This window comes from Actinoplanes sp. NPDC026619, from assembly GCF_040638295.1.
Classification (GTDB): domain Bacteria; phylum Actinomycetota; class Actinomycetes; order Mycobacteriales; family Micromonosporaceae; genus Actinoplanes.
Genome location: NZ_JBEZYA010000006.1, coordinates 177,923 through 196,551, shown reverse-complemented (window position 1 = coordinate 196,551; position 18,629 = coordinate 177,923). Strand labels below are relative to the sequence as shown.

Sequence of the window (18,629 nt, the reverse complement as noted above, 5' to 3'; positions counted from 1 at the left end):
GAAGTTAGGGGCCAACCCCGAGCCCCCAGGAGCCCCGATGCGCCCGCAGTCCACCACCGTCCTGGACGCCAACGCCCTGCTCGCCCTGGTGATGGGCGGCAGCGCCGCGGAGCCCGGGCCGAAGCCCGCGCGGGTCATGCTGTCGGCGCCGGTGGGTCTCTGGCTGAGCGAGGACGGCACGGTCCGGCTCGACATCAAGACCGATGGCACGTACGACGGTCAGGTGGCCGGCCGCAGGCGTCGCGCCCACGGCACCTACCACATCGACGGCGCGCTGATGACCCTGAGCGATCACGACTCGGGCCTGCACACTCCGGTCGCTCTCTATGACGGCGAGCTGGAGATGGCCGGCCACCGCCTGGGCCTAGCCCACTAGCACCGGCTCCCGGACCTCCGGCCGGCGGGCCGCCAGCCGATTGCTGGCCAGGGCCAGGAACAGGCCGCCCGCGGCCATCACGACGCCCAGCCAGGCCGACGAGAGGTAACCCCAGCCGGCCGCGATGACCAGGCCGCCGAGCGCCGCCCCGAGGCTGTTCGCCAGGTTGGTGGCCGACTGGTTGACCGCGGCGCCCATCAACTGGGCACCCGGGGCCACCGAGATCAGCAGCGACTGGAGCGCCGGGCCCATGAAGAGGCTGGCCGCGCCGATCAGGAACACGCCCGCGAACAAACCGATCGGGTTACTCGCAATCAGGCCGAACAGCGCGGCGGCGGCGACCATCCCGACGAACCCGAGCGGGACGCTTCGCCGCAGGTTCCGGTCGGCGGCGATACCGCCGATCGCGTTGCCGACGACCATGCCGAGGCCCATCACGGCCAGTACCCACGGCACCGCCGACTCTGACAATCCGGTCACGTGCGTGGTGATCGGCGCGATGTAGGTGTTCACCGCGAAGAAGCCGCCGAAGCCGACCGCGGCCACCAGTGCCACCAGCCAGACCTGCGGCGAGCGGAAGGCGCTGAGCTCGGCCCGGGGCGAGCCGCCAGGAGCGGCGGGCACCTCCGGCACGACGGCGAGCACGGCGAGCAGGGTCAGTGCGAAGACACTGCCGACCGCGAGGTACGCGATCCGCCAGCCGGCCGCCTGCCCGAGCGCGGTGATCAGTGGGACGCCGAATACGTTCGCCGCGGTCAGCCCGCTCAGCACGATCGCGAACCCCTTGCCGGCGTTGCCCTTGCCGAGCATGGCCGCGGCGAGCAGGCCGGCCGCGCCGAAGTAGGCCCCGTGCGCGAGCCCGGCCACGAACCGCCCGGCCAGGATCAACCCGAACGTGGGTGCGAGCGCCGACGCCACCGTGCCGATCAGGAACATCGCGAGCAGCCCGAGCACCAGCTTGCGGCGGGCGACCCGGGCGGTCAGCGCCGCGATCGTCGGCGCCCCCGCCACCACGCCCAGCGCGTAGATCGTGATGATCCAGCCGGCCGTGGCGACCGCGTCCGAGGACGAGCGTGCGTACGCCTCCGGCAGCAGGTCCTGAGCCACCTCGGGCAGCAGGCCCATCGCCGCGAACTCGGTGAGGCCGAGGCCGAAGCCGCCGAGGGCGAGCGCAAGCAGGGCCGCCCAGCGGCGACCGGCGGTGAGTTTCTCCACGTCACGAACTCTAGAACGTTCTAGTCCGTGGCGTCGTAGAACGTTCTAGTGATCACAAGTAAATTCTTCGGTCATGCGAGCAGGAGAGCAACGCCGACCCACGCTGGCCGACGTCGCCGCCGAGGCGGGCGTCTCGGTCGCGCTGGTCTCCATCGTCATGCGCGACGCCCCCGGCGCCAGCGCCGCCACCCGGCAGCGGGTCCTCGAGGTCGCCCGCCGCCTCGACTATCAGCCCGATAGCCGGGCCCGCCTGCTGCGCAGCGGGGAGAGCCGGCTGCTCGGCGTCGTCTTCGGCGTGCAGCACCCGTTCCAGCACGATCTGCTCACCGGCCTCTACGACGCAGCCGACAAGCAGGGCTACGAGCTCACCCTGAGCGCCGTCACCCCGCGCCGCGACGAGCGCACCGCGATCGGCGGCCTCCTGCAGGACCGCTGCGCCGCGCTGATCCTGCTCGGCCCGCAGATCCCGGTCGCCGAGCTGGCCGCGATCGCGGCCCGCCTGCCGGTCGTCACCCTGCTGCGCGGCGTCCGGCACCGGGCGATCGACGTGGTGCGCACCGATGACCTGCGCGGTCTCGGCCTGGCCGTCGACCATCTGGTCACGCTCGGGCACACCCGGATCGCGCACGTCGACGGCGGCCGCATGATCGCCTCGGCCGAGCGGCGGCAGGGCTACCGCGAGGCGATGCGGCGGAACGGCCTGGAGGAGCATGCGCGGGTGGTCACCGGCGGCCCGGGCGAGGAGGACGGCGCGCGGGCGGCCAAGGCGCTGCTCGCCGACCCGCCGACCGCGGTCACCGTCTTCAACGACCTGGCCGCGACCGGCCTGCTCGACGTGCTCCGCCGGGAGGGTCTCGCCATCCCCGGCGACCTCAGCGTGGTCGGTTACGACGACAGCACCTTCAGCCGCCTCGGCCACATCGACCTCACCACCGTCGCCCAGGACACCGACACGCTGACCACGCTGGCCGTGGCCCGGGCGGTCGAGCGGATAGCCGGCGCCAACGTCACCAACCGCGAGGTGGTCATCCCGCCGAGGCTGGTGATCCGCGGAACGACCGGGTCCCCGCCGTAGGGGTTAGGGCTAAGCGTGACCCCGGACGCGCCGATCGGAAGGGGAGAGGCGGGGAGTAAGGGGCACGTATGCGGCGGATCGGCAAATTCGCCCTCGCGCTGGCGGCAGCGTCGTCGGCCCTGGGCGGCTGCACCAGCAACGCGACGCCCACCGCCTCGGCGTCACCCACTCCGACGCAGACCCCCTGGGTGCGGGTCACCTCCGGAAGCCCGACCGCCGCTCCGGGCACGAACAGCACCTTCTCCCCGAAGTCCGCGCTGCCGCCGGTGTCGTTCCTGCCCACGTCGGGGGCGTGCGGGGTCAGCTGGCCGGACAACATCGGCCTGGTCCTGATCCCGATGGTCGTCACCCCGATCGCCGGCGGTTTCACGGTCCAGTGGCCGTCGAAGTACGGCTCCTACTACCGCATCTCGGCGGTCCTGCAGGGCGTGGTCGCCGGCCCCCAGCCCGAACGAACCTGGCAGACCGTCCAGGCCGGCGACAACTGCACGGTCTCCGCCACCATCAGCGGCCTGACCTCAGGCGCCCCCTACATCATCTGGCTGGACGCTCCCGACACCCCGCGCGACGTAACCGGCGCCCGAAGCCTCTACAGCGGCAAATCCGGCGTCGTAAAACCCCTCTAGGACGCGATGGTGTTGCGGCCGCTGTGTTTGGCGGCGTAGAGGCGGTCGTCGGCCTGGCGGAAGAGGGTGTCGCCGGACATGCCGTTGGTCAGGGTGGCCAGGCCGACGCTTACCGTCAGGTCTACGCCGGGGATGATTTTCGAGGTGGCAACCGCGATGCGGATGCGTTCGGCCACCTCGCGGCCCACCGTCAGGTCGCCGCGGAGGAAGAGCGTGAACTCGTCGCCGGCGTAGCGGACCGGCACGTCCTCGGCTCGGCAGTGCGCTCGCAGGATGTGCGCGACCTCGCGCAGGGCCCGGTCGCCGACCGAGTGCGAGAAGGCGTCGTTGACCGCCTTGAAATGGTCGACGTCCACCAGCAGCAGGACCAGCGGCGCCACCAGGCGGCCCCGGTCGATGCGGTCGAGCAGCAGGTCGAAGCGGCGGCGGTTGCCCAGGCCGGTGAGCGGGTCGCGGAGCACCTCGCGTTCCGCCCTGGCCCTGGCCGCCTCGGCCTCCTCCTGCTGGCGCGCCTGGCGCAGCATCGCGACGCGCTGCAGGCGGACCCGCCACAGCTCGCGGGTCTGGCCCTCGACGGCGTCGAACATGTCGCGCGCCGATTCGCTGTCGCCGATCTCCAGGGCGGTGCGGGCCAACTCGTACCGGATGATGGGTTTCTCGTCCGGGCGGCCGCCGAAGGCGCACAGCTCGCGGGCCGCGACGAATTCGCGGCGAGCCTCGGCCAGCGCGCCCTGCGCGCGCAGCACGATGCCCAGGGCCAGGTGGGCCATCCGGGCCGGTTGATAATTTTCGGCCGTGCGCAGCGGCATGATCGCCTCGCGGGCGAGTTTCTCGGCCGGGATCAGGTCGCCCAACTTGGCCAGGGCGAGGGCCAGCATCGCGGCGGTGACCACGTCGTCCGGGCGGTCCTCGACGACCGGGCGGGTGATCGCGGCGGTGCGCCGCAGGCGGGCGGCGCCCTCGTCGTGCCGTCCGATGTGGGCCAGCCGCAGTCCCCAATAGAGCAGCGTCGTCGCGTGCACCAGGTCGAATGCGCTGGTGGCCTCGCTGAGCTGCTCGTAGGTGGCGGATGCGGTCTCGTACATCTCGGCGGCGGTGGCGGCCTCGGCGAACGAGCACAGGGCGGAGATCCGGCGGTCGCGGCCGGGGTGCGGGAGGTCCAGCAGGACGGCGGCGCGGGCCAGGTTGCGCATGGCGTCGACGTAGCGGGCGCGCAGGACGTCGAAGTGGGCGAGGTCGCAGAGGGTCTTGGCCTCGCCGAGCGGGGAACCGGCGACGCGGTGCGCATGCAGCAACCGGTCGGCGAACTCGGCGCCCTCGCGGTGCCGGCCCATGTGCAGGTTGGCATACATCTTGCCCTGCAGCAGGAAATGCGCGGTGCGGTCGTCGCCGCAGCGGCGGGCGATCTCGAGGTAGGCGTCGGCGGCGTCGATCGCTTCGTGGCACCGGCCGGTGTTCGCCAGCCGATGCACCCGGATCGCCAGCAGATGAAGCGGACCGAACGCCGTTACCGGCACCGGCAATCGAGAACCACCGTCCATCCGATCAGTATCAACAAAACCGCTCAGATCAACAGGTCGCGTTGTCGATGTTGAAGACGTCGTTGATCGCTCATTTCGTGACAAATTTGTCGAGACCGCCAACGAGTAGGTCGAGTCCGAGCTCGAATCGCGCCTCGGTGCCGCCGCCGATCATGTCGCGTGCGTACTTGCGCAGGTTCGGATAGACGTCTTCGGGCAACTCCTCGAAGTACGCCACCAGGTCCTCGCCGAGCTCCACGATCTCGCCGGCGGCGGCGTAGGCCTCACCGCGCCACAGCGACATCTCGTAGGCGTCGGCGGTGATGTAGAGGAAGATCCGGTCCATCGCCCAAGCCGCGACCCGCGACGGAACGCCGCCGGCCAGCATCAGGGTGAGCAGGGCCTCGGAGATCCGCATCGCGTTCGGTCCACTGGGGATCATGCCCAGCGCGGCCCGGGCCAGGTCGTAGTGGTCGAGGAGCACCTGGTGGCCGGAGCGGGCCACCTCGCGCACCTGCTCCTGCCATCGCGCCGGGTCCAGCGGTGGCAGCTCGACCAGGCCGCACACCTCTTCGAACATCAACTGGAGCAGCTCGTCCTTGCTGGCCACGTGGGCATAGAGGCTGGACGGGCCGGTGTCGAACTCGGCGGCGATGCGCCGCATGCTGACGCCGTCGACGCCGTCGACCTTCACTATGCGCAGGGCGGCCTCGACGATCTGCGCCTGACTGAGGGGGGTCTTGGCGGGGCGTTCGGGCTTGGCCGGCCGGCGGACGACGCCGGGGCGCCACGGTGGCTCTTTCATCGTCGCCTAATTTACTTGACGCGAACGCCGTTCGCCAGTAGAACAGTGTTCGTGACGACGAACACTGTTCAAAAAATCGAAACGAGCGCCCCCGGCACCTATCGACATCGGTGGGTCGCGCTCTTCGTGATCCTCGCCGTCGAGGTGATGGACCTCCTCGACTCCCTGGTCACCAACATCGCCGGACCATCCATCCGCACCGAGCTCGGCGGGTCCTACAGCCTGATCCAATGGCTCGGCGCGGCCTACACGCTGGCCATGGCGATCGGCCTGCTCACCGGCGGCCGGCTCGGTGACATCTTCGGTCGCCGGCGGATGTTCCTGATCGGCGCGGTCGGCTTCACGCTCGCCTCGCTGGCCTGCGGCCTCGCCCTGACACCGACCCAGCTGATCGTCGGCCGGGCGGTGCAGGGCCTGTTCGGCGCCGTGATGCTGCCGCAGGGCCTCGGCATGATCAAGCAGCTGTTCACCCCGGCCGAGCAGGCCAAGGCGTTCGGCGCGTTCGGCCCGGTGATGGGCCTCTCCTCGGTCGGCGGCCCGATCCTGGCCGGCTGGCTCGTCGACGCCGACTACTTCGGGTCCGGCTGGCGCATGATCTTCTTCATCAACCTGCCGCTCGGACTCTTCGCGGTGCTCGGCGCGATCAAGTTCCTGCCCGAGTTCAAGAGCGCCAAGGCGCCGCGCCTCGACGGGATCGGGGTGTTGCTGGCCGCGGTCGGCGCGTTCCTGCTGCTCTACCCGTTGGTGCAGGGCCGCGAGCTGGACTGGCCGGTCTGGTGCTTCGTGATGCTGGCCGCCGGCGTCGTGGTCTTCGGCCTGTTCGCGATGTTCGAGGCCCGGCGCGAGCGCAACCACCTCGATCCGCTGGTCACGCCGAGCCTGTTCCGCAAGCGGGCGTTCTCCGGCGGTCTCGCGCTCGGCCTGGTCTTCTTCGGCGCGCTGATCGGCACCGGCCTGGTGATGACGTTCTACCTGCAGATCGGTCTCGGCTATTCACCGCTCAAGGCCGGCCTCACCACGCTGCCGCAGGCGCTCGGCACGGTCGCCGGCTTCATCGCGGCCGGGGCCGGGCTCACCGAGAAGCTCGGTCGCAAGCTGCTGCTGTTCGGCACGGTCGTGATGACGATCGGCGTGGCCGCGTTCGGGCTGACCGTCCAACTGGCCGGGGCGGACATCACGCCGTACCACATGATTGCCTCGATGGTCCTGGTCGGCGCGGGTATGGGTCTGGCCATGGCGCCGTTCTTCAACATCGTGCTGGCCGGTGTCGACGACGAGGAGACCGGCTCGGCCTCCGGCGCGCTCACCTCGGTGCAGCAGCTCGGCGGCGCGTTCGGCATCGCGGTGCTCGGCACGATCTTCTTCGCGCTGCTGCCGGGCCAGGTGGTGTCGCAGGTGGACGGCTCGGCCGGCGAGCTGCGCACGGTGCTCACCACGGCCGGGGTGCCGGCCGACGCGCAACCCGCGGTCATCGCCGGCCTCCGGGACTGCCTGCGCGACCGCTCGGCCGCGGACGACCCCGACACGGTGCCGGTCAGTTGTGAAGGAGACAGCGCGGTGTCTTCGGGCGGGAACCCGCAGATCGGGGCGTACGCCGCGGAGCAGGTGCGCGCCGGCTTTCAGGACACCACGATCCGTACGGTCGGGGTCACCGTGCTCCTGCTGATGCTCGCCTTCGGCCTGGCCTTCCTACTGCCGAAGAAGGCCAGGCCGGAAGACTAAGCGGTGACCGGCAGGCCGGCGGCGCGCCATGCGGCGTAGCCGCCGGCCAGGTCGGTCGCCCGGGTCAGGCCCAGGTCCTGCAGCGCGGCCGCGGCCAGGCTGCTGGTGTAACCCTCCTGGCAGGTCACGATGACCTCCAGGTCGTAACTGCCGGCCCACGGGAGCCGGGCGTCGCTGCGCGGGTCGAGCCGCCACTCGAGGACGTTGCGCTCGATGATCACGGCGCCCGGGATCTCGCCGAACTCGGCCCGCTGCGCGGCCGGCCGGATGTCGACGAGCACGGCACCCCGCTCGACGGCCTCGGCGACCTCGAGCGGGCCGAGCCGCGTGAGCCGGGCCCGGGCCCGGCCCAGGATCTCGTCGATGCCGACGGAGCCGGGCGGCGGGGCGGGGCGCGAGAGGACCGCGGTCACCACTCCACCCCGGCGTTCTCGACCGTGAGGACCTCGAGGCCCTCGGCGCCGAAGCGGTACTTCGTCATGGTGGTCAGCGCCGGGCCGTAGACGTGGATGCTGACGGCCGGGCGGGAGGACCGGTTGGCGATCCGGTGGATGTGCCGGGTGCCGAACCGGCGACCGGCGCCTTCGCCCAGCTCACGGCCGGTGATCCGGGCCGGGCCGCCGGCCGGCAGCGACACCGTGTCCTCGGTCAGGGTGCCGGCGAAGACGTGGAACGCGCCGGCCGAACCGCCGTGGTCGTGCAGCTCGGTGGACTGGCCCGGAAGCCAGGTCAGCAGCCAGACCTCATGGTCGTCGGCGACGGCGAGACGCTCGTACCACCGGCTGACCGGGTTGAAGCGGGGTGCGACCGGCCACTGCTCGGGCGTGGCGGCGTAGCTGGTGGCGACAGCGAGGTGGTCGAGGCGTGTGTCGACGGCAGTCACGGGAGCTCCTCGTTTTGCATACATTGCCCATCAATCCTATAGGGTTAACGCCCGACTGCGGCCAAGGATAGCCGTACGCGCCGAGGTTCGTGCGAAGAAGTCTGCTAGAAACTGAGAAGTCGCAGCTCAGCTGTGACAGCAAGCGCTGGCGCAATGCGCCAGATCGGTCGCCAGGTCGGCGACGAGAGGGATGCCCGTCCGCTGCATGAAGCCATGTTGGCCCGGGCGGTGATCACCAGTCAACCCGGTTCCGAAATTTAGGATTACCACCAACCGCGGCGCTTGGCCCAGGTAAGCAGCAGCGCGGACATGATCGCCATGACTGCCAGCACGGCCAGGAGCTGAGGAAGCCGGGTCGTGTCGTTGACGATGATGTTCATGCCGTAGATCGAGGAGAGCGCCGTGATCGGCAGCGTCACCACGGCGATCACGGCAAGTCGCTCGGCGGCCACCGTCATCTTGGTCTCGGCCCGGGCCCGGTAGAACTCGATCACGCCCTGCAGGTACTCCCGTTCGCCGTCGGCCAGCCCTTTGATCCGGGTGAGCTGGTCGACCAGGTCGTTCACCAGGGGCAGGTCGTCGGCGGAGACGCGGGCCCCGAGGACGGCGATCCGGCCGTACACCTCGGCGCCGAGCGCGCCCATCGTGCGTGCCGCGAGCAGGCCGTGCCGGGCCTGGAACAGCTCCTCCAGGAACTCCTCGGGATTGCCCAGCTGGCCGCCGGTGACCCGTTGCTCCAGATGCCACACATCGGCGGTCACTTCCTCGATGAAGACCTCGAGCCGGTGGATCAATGCCGACGTGATCGCGTAGGCCAACTCATACGGCGAATCCGGGCGTAACCGGCCATTCGTCAGCCGGCGGCGCACCACTTCGGTCTCCCGAAGAGCGACTTCCCCAGAAAGGGCCGGATTGATCGGCCCGTGCACGGTGACGACGTACTTATCGCCGATTATCTGATCGAGTTCGAGATAGTGGACGTGGCCGGACGGGCCGCGCTCCGGCCCGTGCAGGATCAAGAGTTGCTGATGCGGATAAATCCGGACACGTGGCACGCGGTTGCGCTGCATGCAGTCCCGGAGGGCCAGCGGATGGCACTCCAAAACGTCCGTGAGCAGGGAGATCGCTCTTCCGTACACTCCGGAATGTCCACCCACACCAGTGCGCCGGGCTGCGTCAACAGCGCTCCGACCTCGGCAACCGCGTGTGTTTCGATCTTGCCGCCGGTCAGCGACAGGACCTGAATCCCGGCCATGGCTTTTACGCTAGACCTGAAAGAAGCTCTTAGCTGTTTGCCTCTTTCCGAACAACGCGTAAAATCCGTCTCTGAGCAACCGCGTGAACACGCTGTGTGCCAGAAACCACACTTTCATTCACCGGATCGGCTAGGTGCCTCAGCCGTTAAGACGGAAATCCCGTCGGCGATCGCACCGCGAATCGAGAAGGCTATATGGTGGCGACGCCGCCGAGAACCGGTGCCGGAGGCTGCCTCGCCCACCTCCTCCGACCCCCCAAATCAACGAGGACGGACACGTGTTGAAGTCACGCCGCGGTCTACTCGCCGCCGGCCTTGCCGTAGCCGTAGTCGGCGCTATCGGCGTCGCCTCGACGCTGAACGCGGGTGCGGAGCAGATCTCAGGCGCTGCCCGGCAGCAGCCGGTCGCCGGCACCCCGACCGACGACGCGGACAAGCTCGCCACCCCGCCCTCGGTTCTCCCGTGGGGCTCGCGGCCGACCACGCTCAAGCGGGGCGCCGCCGGAGCGAGCAGCAAGTCGCTGCGGGACTCCGGCGCGGCCGCCGCGCCCGCCGACAAGAGCGGCTCGACCACGCCGCACGGTCGTTACGCCCCGAAGGGCGGCGGTAACGCGAAGAAGTTCCTCAAGTCGGAGCCGCTTGACGGCTTCCTTCCGCCGGAGCCCCCCGGCAGCGGCAACAGCGACGACGCCTACTTCAACTACGACGTCGCCTCGCAGGGCGCGACGGCGGACGGGATGTACGCCAACCTGTACATCGCCAAGCCGTACCTCGCCCCGGAGGACTACCACAGCCTCGCCGAGGTGGTCGTCCAGTCCGGTTCGGAAGACGAGAACGCGCAGAAGATCGAGGTCGGCTGGACCGTCGACCGGAACGTGAACAAGGGTTCCGAGGATCCGCACCTGTTCATCTATTACTGGATCAACAACGAGGGCATCTGCTACAACGACTGCGGCTTCGTGCAGTACAGCAAGACCGTCTGGCCGGGCAGCACCCTGCCGACCGGCGCGGCCAAGAAGTTCGGCATTCAGTACGCGGACGGCCTCTGGTGGATTGCGTACGACACGGAGTGGGTCGGCTACTTCCCGGCCACGCTGTGGAGCGACCAGAACGTGAAGTTCACCCAGGGTGGCTTCTTCCAGGCCTTCGGTGAGGTTGCCTCGAAGAACAAGGTCCCCTGCACCGACATGGGTACGGGCAAGGACGCGTCGCTGAGCACCTCGGCCTACATCGGCACCTTCACGCTGGTCAACACCTCGTCGACGCCGGCCCCCACCGCGGCTCCGTACATCCGGCCGTTCCCGGGCAAGGAAGAGAACACGAAGGAAGACCCCAACTCGTACCCGGTCTACCCGACCAATGCGCTGAGCAGCCGGACATTCCGGTACGGCGGAGGCGGCAGCACGTCCACCACCTGTGCGGACGTCGCCAAGTAAGGTTCTCGTGACGCGATGCCCGGTCCCGGCGAGGGGGACCGGGCATCGTCCTTTTCTGCCCCAGAGGCTTTAGTCTTCGAACCGCCTTCAGCTATTCGGTGTACAAGTTGTTGGCGACGGCGAAGGGCTGAGGATGAAGCGACGGGTGAGCCCCGACGAGGAGCTGATGACCGCGCTCTACACCGAGCACTACGCGGTCCTGCTCAGCTTCGTCCTGCGTTATGTGCGCGACCGGCATCGCGCCGAGGACATGGTGCAGGAGACCCTGCTCCGGGCCTGGAAACACATCGACCATCTCGACACCGACCAGGGCCGCACCCGCTCCTACCTGCTGACCATCGCGCGCAACGTGGTCACCAACGCCTGGCGGGCCGAGCAGCGCCGGCCGCATCTGGTGGCCGACGAGACCGCGGTCAACTCGATGCCGACCGAGGACAACGTCGACCAGATGGTCGAGGGCTGGCTGGTGGCCGAGGCGCTGGAGCGGCTGTCGGTCGATCACCAGGCCGTGGTCAAAGCCATGTACTACGAGGGACAGAGCGTGGCCGAGGCGGCGCGGCAACTGTCGGTGCCGGAGGGCACGGTCAAATCCCGGGCGTACTACGCAGTTCGGGCGTTACGCACGGCGTTCGAGGAGATGGGGGTGCTCCGGTGAGCGCGAGGAGTGAGCGAAGCGAGCCCCGCAGTCGCGAACGAAGGGCGGCGCTGTGAGCGCGGAGCACGATGAGCTGCGGCGACTGCTCGGTGGCTATCTTCTTGGCGGCCTGGACGACAACGACACCGATCGGCTCGACGCACACCTGCGGGATTGCGACGAGTGCCGCGACGAACTGGACCGGCTGGCGCCCGTACCGGAGCTTCTGCAGCGTCTGCCGGACGCCCAGCGGTCGGCCGGGGTCGTGGAGCAACCACCGATCAGCCTGTCCGCCCGGCCGACCCCGGCGAACATTGAGGGCCTGCTGCGCCGGATGCGGTCGGAACGCAACCGGGAGAAGCGGGCGTCGCGGGTGCGCTGGCTCGCCGCGGCGGCCGCGGTGGTGATCGCGGTGGTGGTCGGCGCCTCGGTGATCCGCAACAACCAGCCCACCGGGCCGACGACGGTGCTGCCCAGCGCGGGTCTGGTGACCGCGCAGTTCGAGGCGGCCGAGGGCAGCGGGCTGTCCGGCCAGGCCGTGCTGACCCCGAAGATGTGGGGCGTGTCGGTGTCGCTGGACGTGACGAAGCTGCGCGGCGAGGGGCCGTTCCTCTGCGAGGTGCACAACGCTGAGGGCAAGGTCGAGCAGGCCGCGGTGTGGGGGCCGACGACGAGCGGCAGTGCGAAGGTGATCGGTGCCAGCTCGTTCCAGCTGCACAACGTCAGCTCGGTGAGCGTCGCTGACACCGACGGCCACGTGCTCGGCACCGCGAACGTCGATTAGCTGACTCGGCGCAGCTTGACCAGGTAGGTCTGGGCGACCACGACCAGGGCCAGGAACGTTCCGCTGATCACCTGCTGCCAGTTGCTGTTCACGTTGCCGACCTGGTTGATCAGGTTCTGGATGACGCCGAGCAGCAGCACACCCGCGATGGTTCCGGCGATCGTGCCGGCGCCGCCGGTGAGCAGCGTTCCGCCGATCACCACGGCGGCGATCGCGTCCAGCTCCATGCCGGTGCCGAGCACGGTCACCCCGGAACCGAGCTTGGCCGCGTTGATCGCGCCGGCCACACCGGCCAGCAACCCCGACATCACATAGACCCAGACTTTGGTACGGCGTACCGCGATGCCCATCAGCGCGGCCGCGTCCTCGCTCCCGCCGACCGCGTAGACCGCGTGCCCGAATCGGGTGCGGCCCAACAGCACCATGCCGAGCCCGACCAGCACGACGACCAGCCAGACCTGGTAGCCGATGCCCAGGAACGAGCCGTTGCCCAGGTCGCGGAAGGGGTCGCTCTTGACCAGGTAGGTCTCGGAACCCTCCGAGCTGATCGCCCGCATCAAGCCGCGGGCGCCGAGCAGCGCCGCCAAGGTCACAATAAAAGGCGCCACCCGGGTGTACGCGATGAGCAGCCCATTTGCCAGGCCGATCGCTCCACAGACGACGAGCGGGGCAGCGAACGCGGCGGCGAAACCCCACTGCGAGGCCCAGGCCGCGAGGACGCCGCCGAGAACGTAGAGCGACCCGACCGACAGGTCGATGCCGCCGGTCAGGATCACGAAGGTCATGCCGAGCGCGATCAGCATCGGCGGCGTGGCCGCGACCAGGATCGTGGCGGTGTTGTCGAAGCTGCGGAAGTTCGGGAAGGCGGCGAGCGCGATGAGCACCACGACGACCAGGACGGCGAGCGCGCCCTGGCGCTGCACGGTCGCGACGATCCGGTCGGTGCGCTCGGCCTTGCGGACATCCTCGGCCACGGCCACCGGGGCGGGCGTCTTTTCGGCGGTTCCCATGGTCACCGGGTCTTCCTCTCTCGCGCCACGTAAACCGCGATCAGGATGATGACGGCCTGCACCATCTCGGTCGTGGACGGCTGCAGGTTGTGCTTGATCATGGTGGCGATCACCAGCTGCATGAGTAGGGCGCCGGCCACGGTGCCGAGGACGCGCACCCGGCCACCGGTGAGCGGGGTGCCGCCGACGACCACCGCGGTGATCGCGGACAGCTCGATGAGCAGGCCGACCGCGGAGGCGTCGCTGGACTGGATGCGGGCCACGCTGAGCAGGCCGGCGATCGAGGCGAGCACCGCGCAGACGATGTACACGGTGATCAGCACCCGCTTGACCGGCAGGCCGGCGAGTTCGCTGGCCGGGCGGTTGCCGCCGATGGCGAGCAGCCGGCGGCCGAACACGGTGCGCCGCACCAGGAACCCGACCACCAGCACCAGCGCCGCGGCGATCCAGACCAGCACCGGGATGCCGAGCAGGTCGCCCGAGCCGAGGTTGACGAAGTCGGGATTGCGGATGTCCTTGAGCTGACCATGGCTGATCACCACGGCCAGCCCGCGGCCGCCGACGAACAACGCGAGCGTGGCGACGATCGGTTGCAGGCCAACCCTTGCCACGAGTACGCCGTTGATGAACCCGACGGCCACGCCGGCCAGCACCGACGCGATGATCGCGGCGGCCACGCCGTACCCCAGATAGAGCGGGATGAGCGCCGCGGCCAGGGCCATCACCGAGCCGACCGACAGGTCGATGCCCTCGGTGCCGATCACCAGCGCCATGCCGAGCGCGACGATCACGATCGGCGCCACCTGGATCAGCTGGATGCGTAAGTTGCTCCAGGTCAGGAAGTACGGCGTGAAGAAGATGTTGTACAGAACCAGCAGGACGATGGCCAGGTAGACGCCGTATTTCGGCAGCCAGGCCTGCCAATTGCCGAGATTGGTCGCCGGCCGGGCGGCAACGTTGGTTGTCACTGGTCGCCTCCCGCGGCGATCGTGGCCATCAGGTCCTCCGTGGTCACCTCGGCGCCGGTCAGGGTGCCGACGACGACCCCGTCGCGCAGCACCACCACCCGGTCGGCGCCCTCGATCAGCTCCTCGGCGTCCGAGGAGACCAGCACGACGCCGAGTCCTTCGGCCGCGAGCTCGTCGATCAGCGACTGCACCTCGGCCTTCGCGCCGACGTCGATGCCCCGGGTCGGCTCGTCGAGCAGCAGCACCTTGGGCCCGGTGGCGAGCAGCCGGGCCAGGAGCACCTTCTGCTGGTTGCCGCCGGAGAGGTCGCCGACGAGCTGGTCGGGGCTGGATGCCTTGATCCGCAGCCGGCTCATGTACTTCTCGACGATTGCGTCGATCTTGGCGTCCGAGACCAGGCCGAGGCGGGACAGGCGGGGGAGTACGGCGAGCGCGATGTTCTCCCGTACCGAAAGCCCGGCAATGATGCCCTCGGCCTTGCGGTCCTCCGGTTGCACCGCGATGCCGGCCTTGACCGCCCGAACCGTCGTGGGTTTCTTGAGGTCGACGCCGTTGACCGACACGTCGCCGCTGTCCAGCGGATAGGCGCCGCCGATCGCCTTGATCGTCTCGCTGCGGCCGGCGCCTAGCAGGCCACCAAGCCCGACCACTTCGCCGGGCCGCACCTCGAAGCTGATGTCGTGCAGTTTTCGCCGGCTGGTCAGGCCGCTCGCGCGGAGGACGGGCGCAGCGCCGGTGTCGCCGGTCGCCGCGCCGGAAAATGCGGTGGCGCCTTCTCGCCGGACTTCGGACATCTCGCGGCCGAGCATCAGCGAGACGAGCTTGATCCTTTCCAGGTCGGCGAGCTTTCCGGTGTGCACCACCTTGCCGTCGCGCAAAATCGTGACGGCGTCGCAGATCTGGTAGAGCTCGTCGAGCCGGTGGCTGACGTAGATGATGCCGATGCCCCGGCTGTGCAGGTCGCGGATGACGCCGAAGAGGGTCTCCACCTCGCGCGGCTCGAGCGACGAGGTGGGCTCATCCATGATCACGACCTTGGCGTCGATCATCACGGCCCGGGCCAGGGCGACCATCTGCTGCTCACCGAGGGCGAGGGTGCCGAGTTGCCGCCGCACGTCGGCGGTGACGCCGTAGCCGGCCAGGATCTCGCGGGCCTCCCGGTGCATCCGGCCCTCGTCGAGCAGGCCGAACCTGTTCCTCGGCTCGCGGCCGAGGAACAGGTTGTGGGCCACGCTCATCAGCGGGACCAGGTTGACTTCCTGGTAAATCGTGGAGATTCCGGCGTGCTGGGCGTCCATCGGCGTACCAAATTGGGCCTTTTGTTGGTTATATCGGAGTTCGCCGTCGTCCGGCTGATAGACGCCGGTAAGCACCTTGATCAAAGTGGACTTACCGGCGCCGTTCTCGCCGACGAGAGCGTGCACCTCCCCCTGGTTGAGCGTGAACGACACGTGGTCGAGCGCGCGCACGCCGGGAAAGCTCTTCGAGACGTCGAGGACTTCCAGCATCTTTACCCCAGTGGATTCGCGTTGTTCCAGGTCGCGTCGGCGTTGTAACCGCCGGTCGCATCCCAGGTGTTGCCGCCGCCATTGGTGGCGATATAGACCGCTTCGGCGTAGTGCCGCCAGTAGTAACCCGGGTAGTTGTAGGACTCGAGGGAAAGGTTGGCGCCGCTCAGACCGGGCTGCGCACAGAACGTGGCGTCCTGTTGGAACGTCGTCGTTCCGTCGTTGGCCGCCTTCTGCACCCGGTAAGCGGCGTGCCGCAGGTATTGCCCGGGGTAGTTGACCGACTCGAACGTGTAGCAACTGTTGTCGGCCAGCCCGGCGCGAACCGTGAAGGTGGCGTCCTGCCGGTCGGTGACCGCGCTGCTCGTCGTGATCACGTCGGTGCGGGCCAGGCTGTCGCGATGCCGCAGGTAGCGGGTGTCGTAACCGGCGGTGGTGACCCGGAATGACCGGTTCGCCCCGACGGTCAGGTCGGCGCCGCTGCGCCACAGCGGCGCGGCCACCTGCCAGGTCGCGTCGTCGGTGAAGGAACCGCCGGTGTTGGCGTCCATCCAGACCTCGTCGCTGCGGTGCCGCATGTAGTAACCGGCCATGTTGGACGCTTCCAGCGACGTGCCGCCGCCGGAGAGTCCGGGCCGGGCGCAGAAGGTGGCGTCGGCGTTATAGGTCGTGCCGCCGTCGTTCGCCTCCCGGTAGACGCGGTAGGCACGGTGGCGCAGGTATTGGCCCGGGACGTTGCGGGATTCGAACGAGTAGCAGCTGGAGTTGGCCAAGCCGGGCCGCACCCAGAACGTCGCATCCTGGCGCTCGGTCGGTGCTGTTCCGATCACATCGGTGCGAGCCGCGCCGCCGGAATGCCGCAGGTAGCGGTTGGTGTAGCCGGGCGTGGTCACCCTCAGCGAGACCAGCTTGCCGGTGGACAGGGTGGCGCCGGTCGCCGCGCCGAGCACGCGGAGGTTGACCTCCCGCACTCGGGCCAGGTCCATCTTCGCGACCTGCCGGTCGTACGTGAAGAAGCCGTTGAGCTCTTCCTCGACGTCCGTGGGCTCGGTGTAGACGCTTCCGGACAGTCCGTTGCCGTTGATCAGATCGATCAGCCGAGCGGTGATCTGCACATACCGGCTGGTCAGCGCGTTGGAGTCGGGCAGCCACTCGTAGGCGAACTTGCCGGCCGTCGGCCACTCGTGGCTGCTCCGCAGGCCGAGGCCGCCGTATTCGCCGTTGACGACGAACCGGGTCGCGGTCGGCGCGCGGCCGATGCCCGGACCGACGTACATGTGGTCGTCGATCACGTCGCCGTTGCCCGGGTCGGGGTCGGAGTCGCAGCAGTTGGAGCCGGAGTCGTGGTTGACCATCCGGATCGGGTCCCAGCTCTTGACCAGGTCGGCGATCCGGCCGGCGTCGTACTCGCCCCAGCCCTCGTTGAACGGCACCCACTGGACGATCGACGTGATGCCCCTGTGCTCGTCGACCATCTCCTTGAGTTCCTTCTCGAACCGGGTGCGCCCGGCCGTCGAGGGTTCCTTGCCGCTGGCCAGGGCGGGCATGTCCTGCCAGACCATCAGGCCCAGCTTGTCGGCCCAGTAGAACCAGCGGTCGCTCTCCACCTTGATGTGCTTGCGGACCATGTTGAAGCCCATGGCCTTCTGCTGCTCGAGGTCGAAGCGCAGGGCGGTGTCGGTCGGCGCGGTGTAGATGCCGTCCGGCCAGTAGCCCTGGTCGAGGGTGCCGAGCTGGTAGACGAACTTGCCGTTCAGGGTGGGCCGCAGCACTCCGCCGAGCATCGCCTTGCCGAGCGAGCGCATGCCGAAGTAGCCGCCGACGGTGTCACCGCTGCTCAGCGTCGTGCGGATGTCGTAGAGGAACGGATCATCCGGCGACCACAGGTGGGCATTCGGGATATTTACCCGGAATGATGTGCCAACCGTTCCGGTCGCGGTGCCCACGACCGTGCCGCCGCTCAGGACCTGGGCGGTGACCGACTGGCCGCTCGCGTTGGCCGCCTGCACGATCAGGTCGAGGCCGCCCGCTGCCACATTGGGTGTGGTGTCGAGGCGAGTGATGCGGGCCGCGTTGGTCGGCTCCAGCCAGACGGTCTGCCAGATGCCGCTCGACGGCGTGTAGAAGATTCCGCCGCGACTGATCCGCTGCTTGCCAACGGGGATGTCCTGCGTTTCGACCGGGTTCCACGTCCCGACGATGATCTCGTTGGCGCCGGTTTTGAGGGCACTCGTGATGTCGTACGAGAACTTGTCGTAGCCGCCCTCGTGCGTACCGAGCAGGGTGCCGTTGACCCAGACCTTCGACTGCCACATCACGGCGCCGAAGTTGAGCTGCACGTTCTTGCCGGTCCAGCCGGCCGGAACGGTGAAGGTGCGGCGGTAGTACGCGTAGTCCTGGCGCCGCATGATCCCGGAGAGCGCGCTCTCGATCGGGTACGGCACGAGGATCTCCTCGCCGAGGGTCTGCCCGGTCGGCGGGGTGTTGATGTTCGTGGCGCCGGCGAACTGCCAGGTGCCGTTGAGACTCTGCCAGTCGGTGCGGGTGAGTTGCGGCCGCGGGTATTCCGGGAGCGGGTTGCTGGTGGAGACCTGGCTGGTCCAGGGCGTGGTCAGCGGCGGTGTCTTGGGGGCGAACGCCTCGGCCTGGGTGGTGGTGGCGACCAGAGTGCCGGCCGCGGCCACCGTCGCCGCCATGATCAAAGTGAGGAACCGGCGGGGATGTGCGGTCACGTTCCGCTCCTTCGGGGATGGATCCGGGGGAGGGCAACACAGAGTGACGCGAACGAACATTTTCGGGCGGCGGTGCGCAC

The 18,629-nt window shown here is 69.1% G+C and carries 18 protein-coding genes; 7 read left to right on the top strand and 11 right to left on the bottom strand.

Features of this window, described 5'->3' with window-relative positions:
* Nucleotides 1-37 precede the first annotated feature (37 nt).
* Nucleotides 38-376: an Atu4866 domain-containing protein gene (locus AB0E90_RS15875; protein ID WP_360404934.1), complete on the top strand. Its 339-nt coding sequence runs from the start codon at nt 38-40 to the stop codon at nt 374-376.
* On the opposite strand, the gene AB0E90_RS15870 is transcribed toward AB0E90_RS15875, so the two are convergent.
* Complete coding sequence (locus AB0E90_RS15870) at nt 365-1,591, bottom strand: MFS transporter (protein WP_360404931.1); 1,227 nt, start codon at nt 1,589-1,591, stop codon at nt 365-367. The genes AB0E90_RS15875 and AB0E90_RS15870 overlap by 12 nt on opposite strands.
* Nucleotides 1,592-1,664: 73 nt before the next feature.
* Here AB0E90_RS15870 and AB0E90_RS15865 point away from each other — a divergent pair, with 73 nt between their 5' ends.
* Nucleotides 1,665-2,666 carry a LacI family DNA-binding transcriptional regulator gene (locus tag AB0E90_RS15865; RefSeq protein WP_360404928.1) on the top strand — a complete coding sequence of 334 codons (1,002 nt, stop codon included), beginning with the start codon at nt 1,665-1,667 and terminating at the stop codon, nt 2,664-2,666.
* A gap of 68 nt (nt 2,667-2,734) precedes the next feature.
* Nucleotides 2,735-3,292, top strand: coding sequence for a hypothetical protein (locus AB0E90_RS15860; protein ID WP_360404925.1), 558 nt, complete (start codon nt 2,735-2,737; stop codon nt 3,290-3,292).
* Here the strand turns inward: AB0E90_RS15860 and AB0E90_RS15855 are convergent.
* Both AB0E90_RS15855 and AB0E90_RS15850 read right to left on the bottom strand, forming a co-directional pair.
* Nucleotides 3,289-4,833 carry a GGDEF domain-containing protein gene (locus AB0E90_RS15855; RefSeq protein WP_360404922.1) on the bottom strand — a complete coding sequence of 515 codons (1,545 nt, stop codon included), beginning with the start codon at nt 4,831-4,833 and terminating at the stop codon, nt 3,289-3,291. The two genes, AB0E90_RS15860 and AB0E90_RS15855, sit on opposite strands and share 4 nt — an antisense overlap.
* A 70-nt stretch (nt 4,834-4,903) precedes the next feature.
* Complete coding sequence (locus tag AB0E90_RS15850; RefSeq protein ID WP_360404919.1) at nt 4,904-5,617, bottom strand: TetR/AcrR family transcriptional regulator; 714 nt, start codon at nt 5,615-5,617, stop codon at nt 4,904-4,906.
* Nucleotides 5,618-5,668: 51 nt separating this feature from the next.
* Between AB0E90_RS15850 and AB0E90_RS15845 the strand changes: the two genes are divergently transcribed.
* The gene (locus tag AB0E90_RS15845; protein ID WP_360404916.1) at nt 5,669-7,339 is read left to right on the top strand and encodes an MFS transporter; all 1,671 of its coding nucleotides are present in this window, start codon (nt 5,669-5,671) and stop codon (nt 7,337-7,339) included.
* On the opposite strand, the gene AB0E90_RS15840 is transcribed toward AB0E90_RS15845, so the two are convergent.
* From AB0E90_RS15840 to AB0E90_RS15825, 4 genes are all read right to left on the bottom strand, one after another.
* Nucleotides 7,336-7,755, bottom strand: coding sequence for a rhodanese-like domain-containing protein (locus AB0E90_RS15840; protein ID WP_360404913.1), 420 nt, complete (start codon nt 7,753-7,755; stop codon nt 7,336-7,338). The two genes, AB0E90_RS15845 and AB0E90_RS15840, sit on opposite strands and share 4 nt — an antisense overlap.
* A complete protein-coding gene (locus AB0E90_RS15835; RefSeq protein ID WP_360404910.1) occupies nt 7,749-8,222 on the bottom strand; it encodes a cysteine dioxygenase family protein in 474 nt (157 codons plus the stop codon). The genes AB0E90_RS15840 and AB0E90_RS15835 overlap by 7 nt, the downstream gene beginning before the upstream one ends.
* 263 nt (nt 8,223-8,485) lie before the next feature.
* Nucleotides 8,486-9,292, bottom strand: a complete 807-nt coding sequence (locus tag AB0E90_RS15830; RefSeq protein WP_360404907.1) for a CorA family divalent cation transporter — start codon at nt 9,290-9,292, stop codon at nt 8,486-8,488.
* Nucleotides 9,238-9,477 (bottom strand): hypothetical protein, encoded by a 240-nt coding sequence (locus AB0E90_RS15825; RefSeq protein WP_360405515.1) that lies wholly within the window; start codon nt 9,475-9,477, stop codon nt 9,238-9,240. The genes AB0E90_RS15830 and AB0E90_RS15825 overlap by 55 nt, the downstream gene beginning before the upstream one ends.
* A 278-nt stretch (nt 9,478-9,755) precedes the next feature.
* Here AB0E90_RS15825 and AB0E90_RS15820 point away from each other — a divergent pair, with 278 nt between their 5' ends.
* The 3 genes from AB0E90_RS15820 (at nt 9,756) to AB0E90_RS15810 (ending at nt 12,331) form a co-directional block, all read left to right on the top strand.
* Nucleotides 9,756-10,913 carry a neprosin family prolyl endopeptidase gene (locus tag AB0E90_RS15820; RefSeq protein WP_360404904.1) on the top strand — a complete coding sequence of 386 codons (1,158 nt, stop codon included), beginning with the start codon at nt 9,756-9,758 and terminating at the stop codon, nt 10,911-10,913.
* 133 nt (nt 10,914-11,046) lie between these two features.
* Nucleotides 11,047-11,568: a sigma-70 family RNA polymerase sigma factor gene (locus AB0E90_RS15815; RefSeq protein WP_360404901.1), complete on the top strand. Its 522-nt coding sequence runs from the start codon at nt 11,047-11,049 to the stop codon at nt 11,566-11,568.
* A 52-nt stretch (nt 11,569-11,620) separates the two neighbouring features.
* Complete coding sequence (locus tag AB0E90_RS15810) at nt 11,621-12,331, top strand: zf-HC2 domain-containing protein (RefSeq protein ID WP_360404898.1); 711 nt, start codon at nt 11,621-11,623, stop codon at nt 12,329-12,331.
* Here the strand turns inward: AB0E90_RS15810 and AB0E90_RS15805 are convergent.
* Genes AB0E90_RS15805 through AB0E90_RS15790 form a run of 4 tightly spaced genes read right to left on the bottom strand, consistent with a single transcriptional unit; the run spans nt 12,328 to nt 18,549 of the window.
* Nucleotides 12,328-13,341 (bottom strand): ABC transporter permease, encoded by a 1,014-nt coding sequence (locus AB0E90_RS15805; RefSeq protein WP_360405451.1) that lies wholly within the window; start codon nt 13,339-13,341, stop codon nt 12,328-12,330. The two genes, AB0E90_RS15810 and AB0E90_RS15805, sit on opposite strands and share 4 nt — an antisense overlap.
* A gap of 2 nt (nt 13,342-13,343) precedes the next feature.
* Complete coding sequence (locus tag AB0E90_RS15800) at nt 13,344-14,309, bottom strand: ABC transporter permease (RefSeq protein ID WP_360404895.1); 966 nt, start codon at nt 14,307-14,309, stop codon at nt 13,344-13,346.
* Nucleotides 14,306-15,817, bottom strand: a complete 1,512-nt coding sequence (locus AB0E90_RS15795) for a sugar ABC transporter ATP-binding protein (RefSeq protein ID WP_360404892.1) — start codon at nt 15,815-15,817, stop codon at nt 14,306-14,308. The genes AB0E90_RS15800 and AB0E90_RS15795 overlap by 4 nt, the downstream gene beginning before the upstream one ends.
* A gap of 2 nt (nt 15,818-15,819) precedes the next feature.
* Nucleotides 15,820-18,549, bottom strand: a complete 2,730-nt coding sequence (locus AB0E90_RS15790; RefSeq protein WP_360404889.1) for an AbfB domain-containing protein — start codon at nt 18,547-18,549, stop codon at nt 15,820-15,822.
* Between the last annotated feature and the right edge of the window lie 80 nt (nt 18,550-18,629).

Excerpts from the sequence above, each read along its gene's own strand:
- AB0E90_RS15795 (WP_360404892.1), bottom strand. The coding sequence starts at position 15,817 with ATGCTGGAAGTCCTCGACGTCTCGAAGAGCTTTCCCGGCGTGCGCGCG.
- AB0E90_RS15855 (WP_360404922.1), bottom strand. The coding sequence starts at position 4,833 with ATGGACGGTGGTTCTCGATTGCCGGTGCCGGTAACGGCGTTCGGTCCG.
- AB0E90_RS15805 (WP_360405451.1), bottom strand. The coding sequence starts at position 13,341 with ATGGGAACCGCCGAAAAGACGCCCGCCCCGGTGGCCGTGGCCGAGGAT.
- AB0E90_RS15830 (WP_360404907.1), bottom strand. The coding sequence starts at position 9,292 with ATGCAGCGCAACCGCGTGCCACGTGTCCGGATTTATCCGCATCAGCAA.
- AB0E90_RS15860 (WP_360404925.1), top strand. The coding sequence starts at position 2,735 with ATGCGGCGGATCGGCAAATTCGCCCTCGCGCTGGCGGCAGCGTCGTCG.
- AB0E90_RS15825 (WP_360405515.1), bottom strand. The coding sequence starts at position 9,477 with ATGGCCGGGATTCAGGTCCTGTCGCTGACCGGCGGCAAGATCGAAACA.
- AB0E90_RS15815 (WP_360404901.1), top strand. The coding sequence starts at position 11,047 with ATGAAGCGACGGGTGAGCCCCGACGAGGAGCTGATGACCGCGCTCTAC.
- AB0E90_RS15865 (WP_360404928.1), top strand. The coding sequence starts at position 1,665 with ATGCGAGCAGGAGAGCAACGCCGACCCACGCTGGCCGACGTCGCCGCC.
- AB0E90_RS15875 (WP_360404934.1), top strand. The coding sequence starts at position 38 with ATGCGCCCGCAGTCCACCACCGTCCTGGACGCCAACGCCCTGCTCGCC.
- AB0E90_RS15850 (WP_360404919.1), bottom strand. The coding sequence starts at position 5,617 with ATGAAAGAGCCACCGTGGCGCCCCGGCGTCGTCCGCCGGCCGGCCAAG.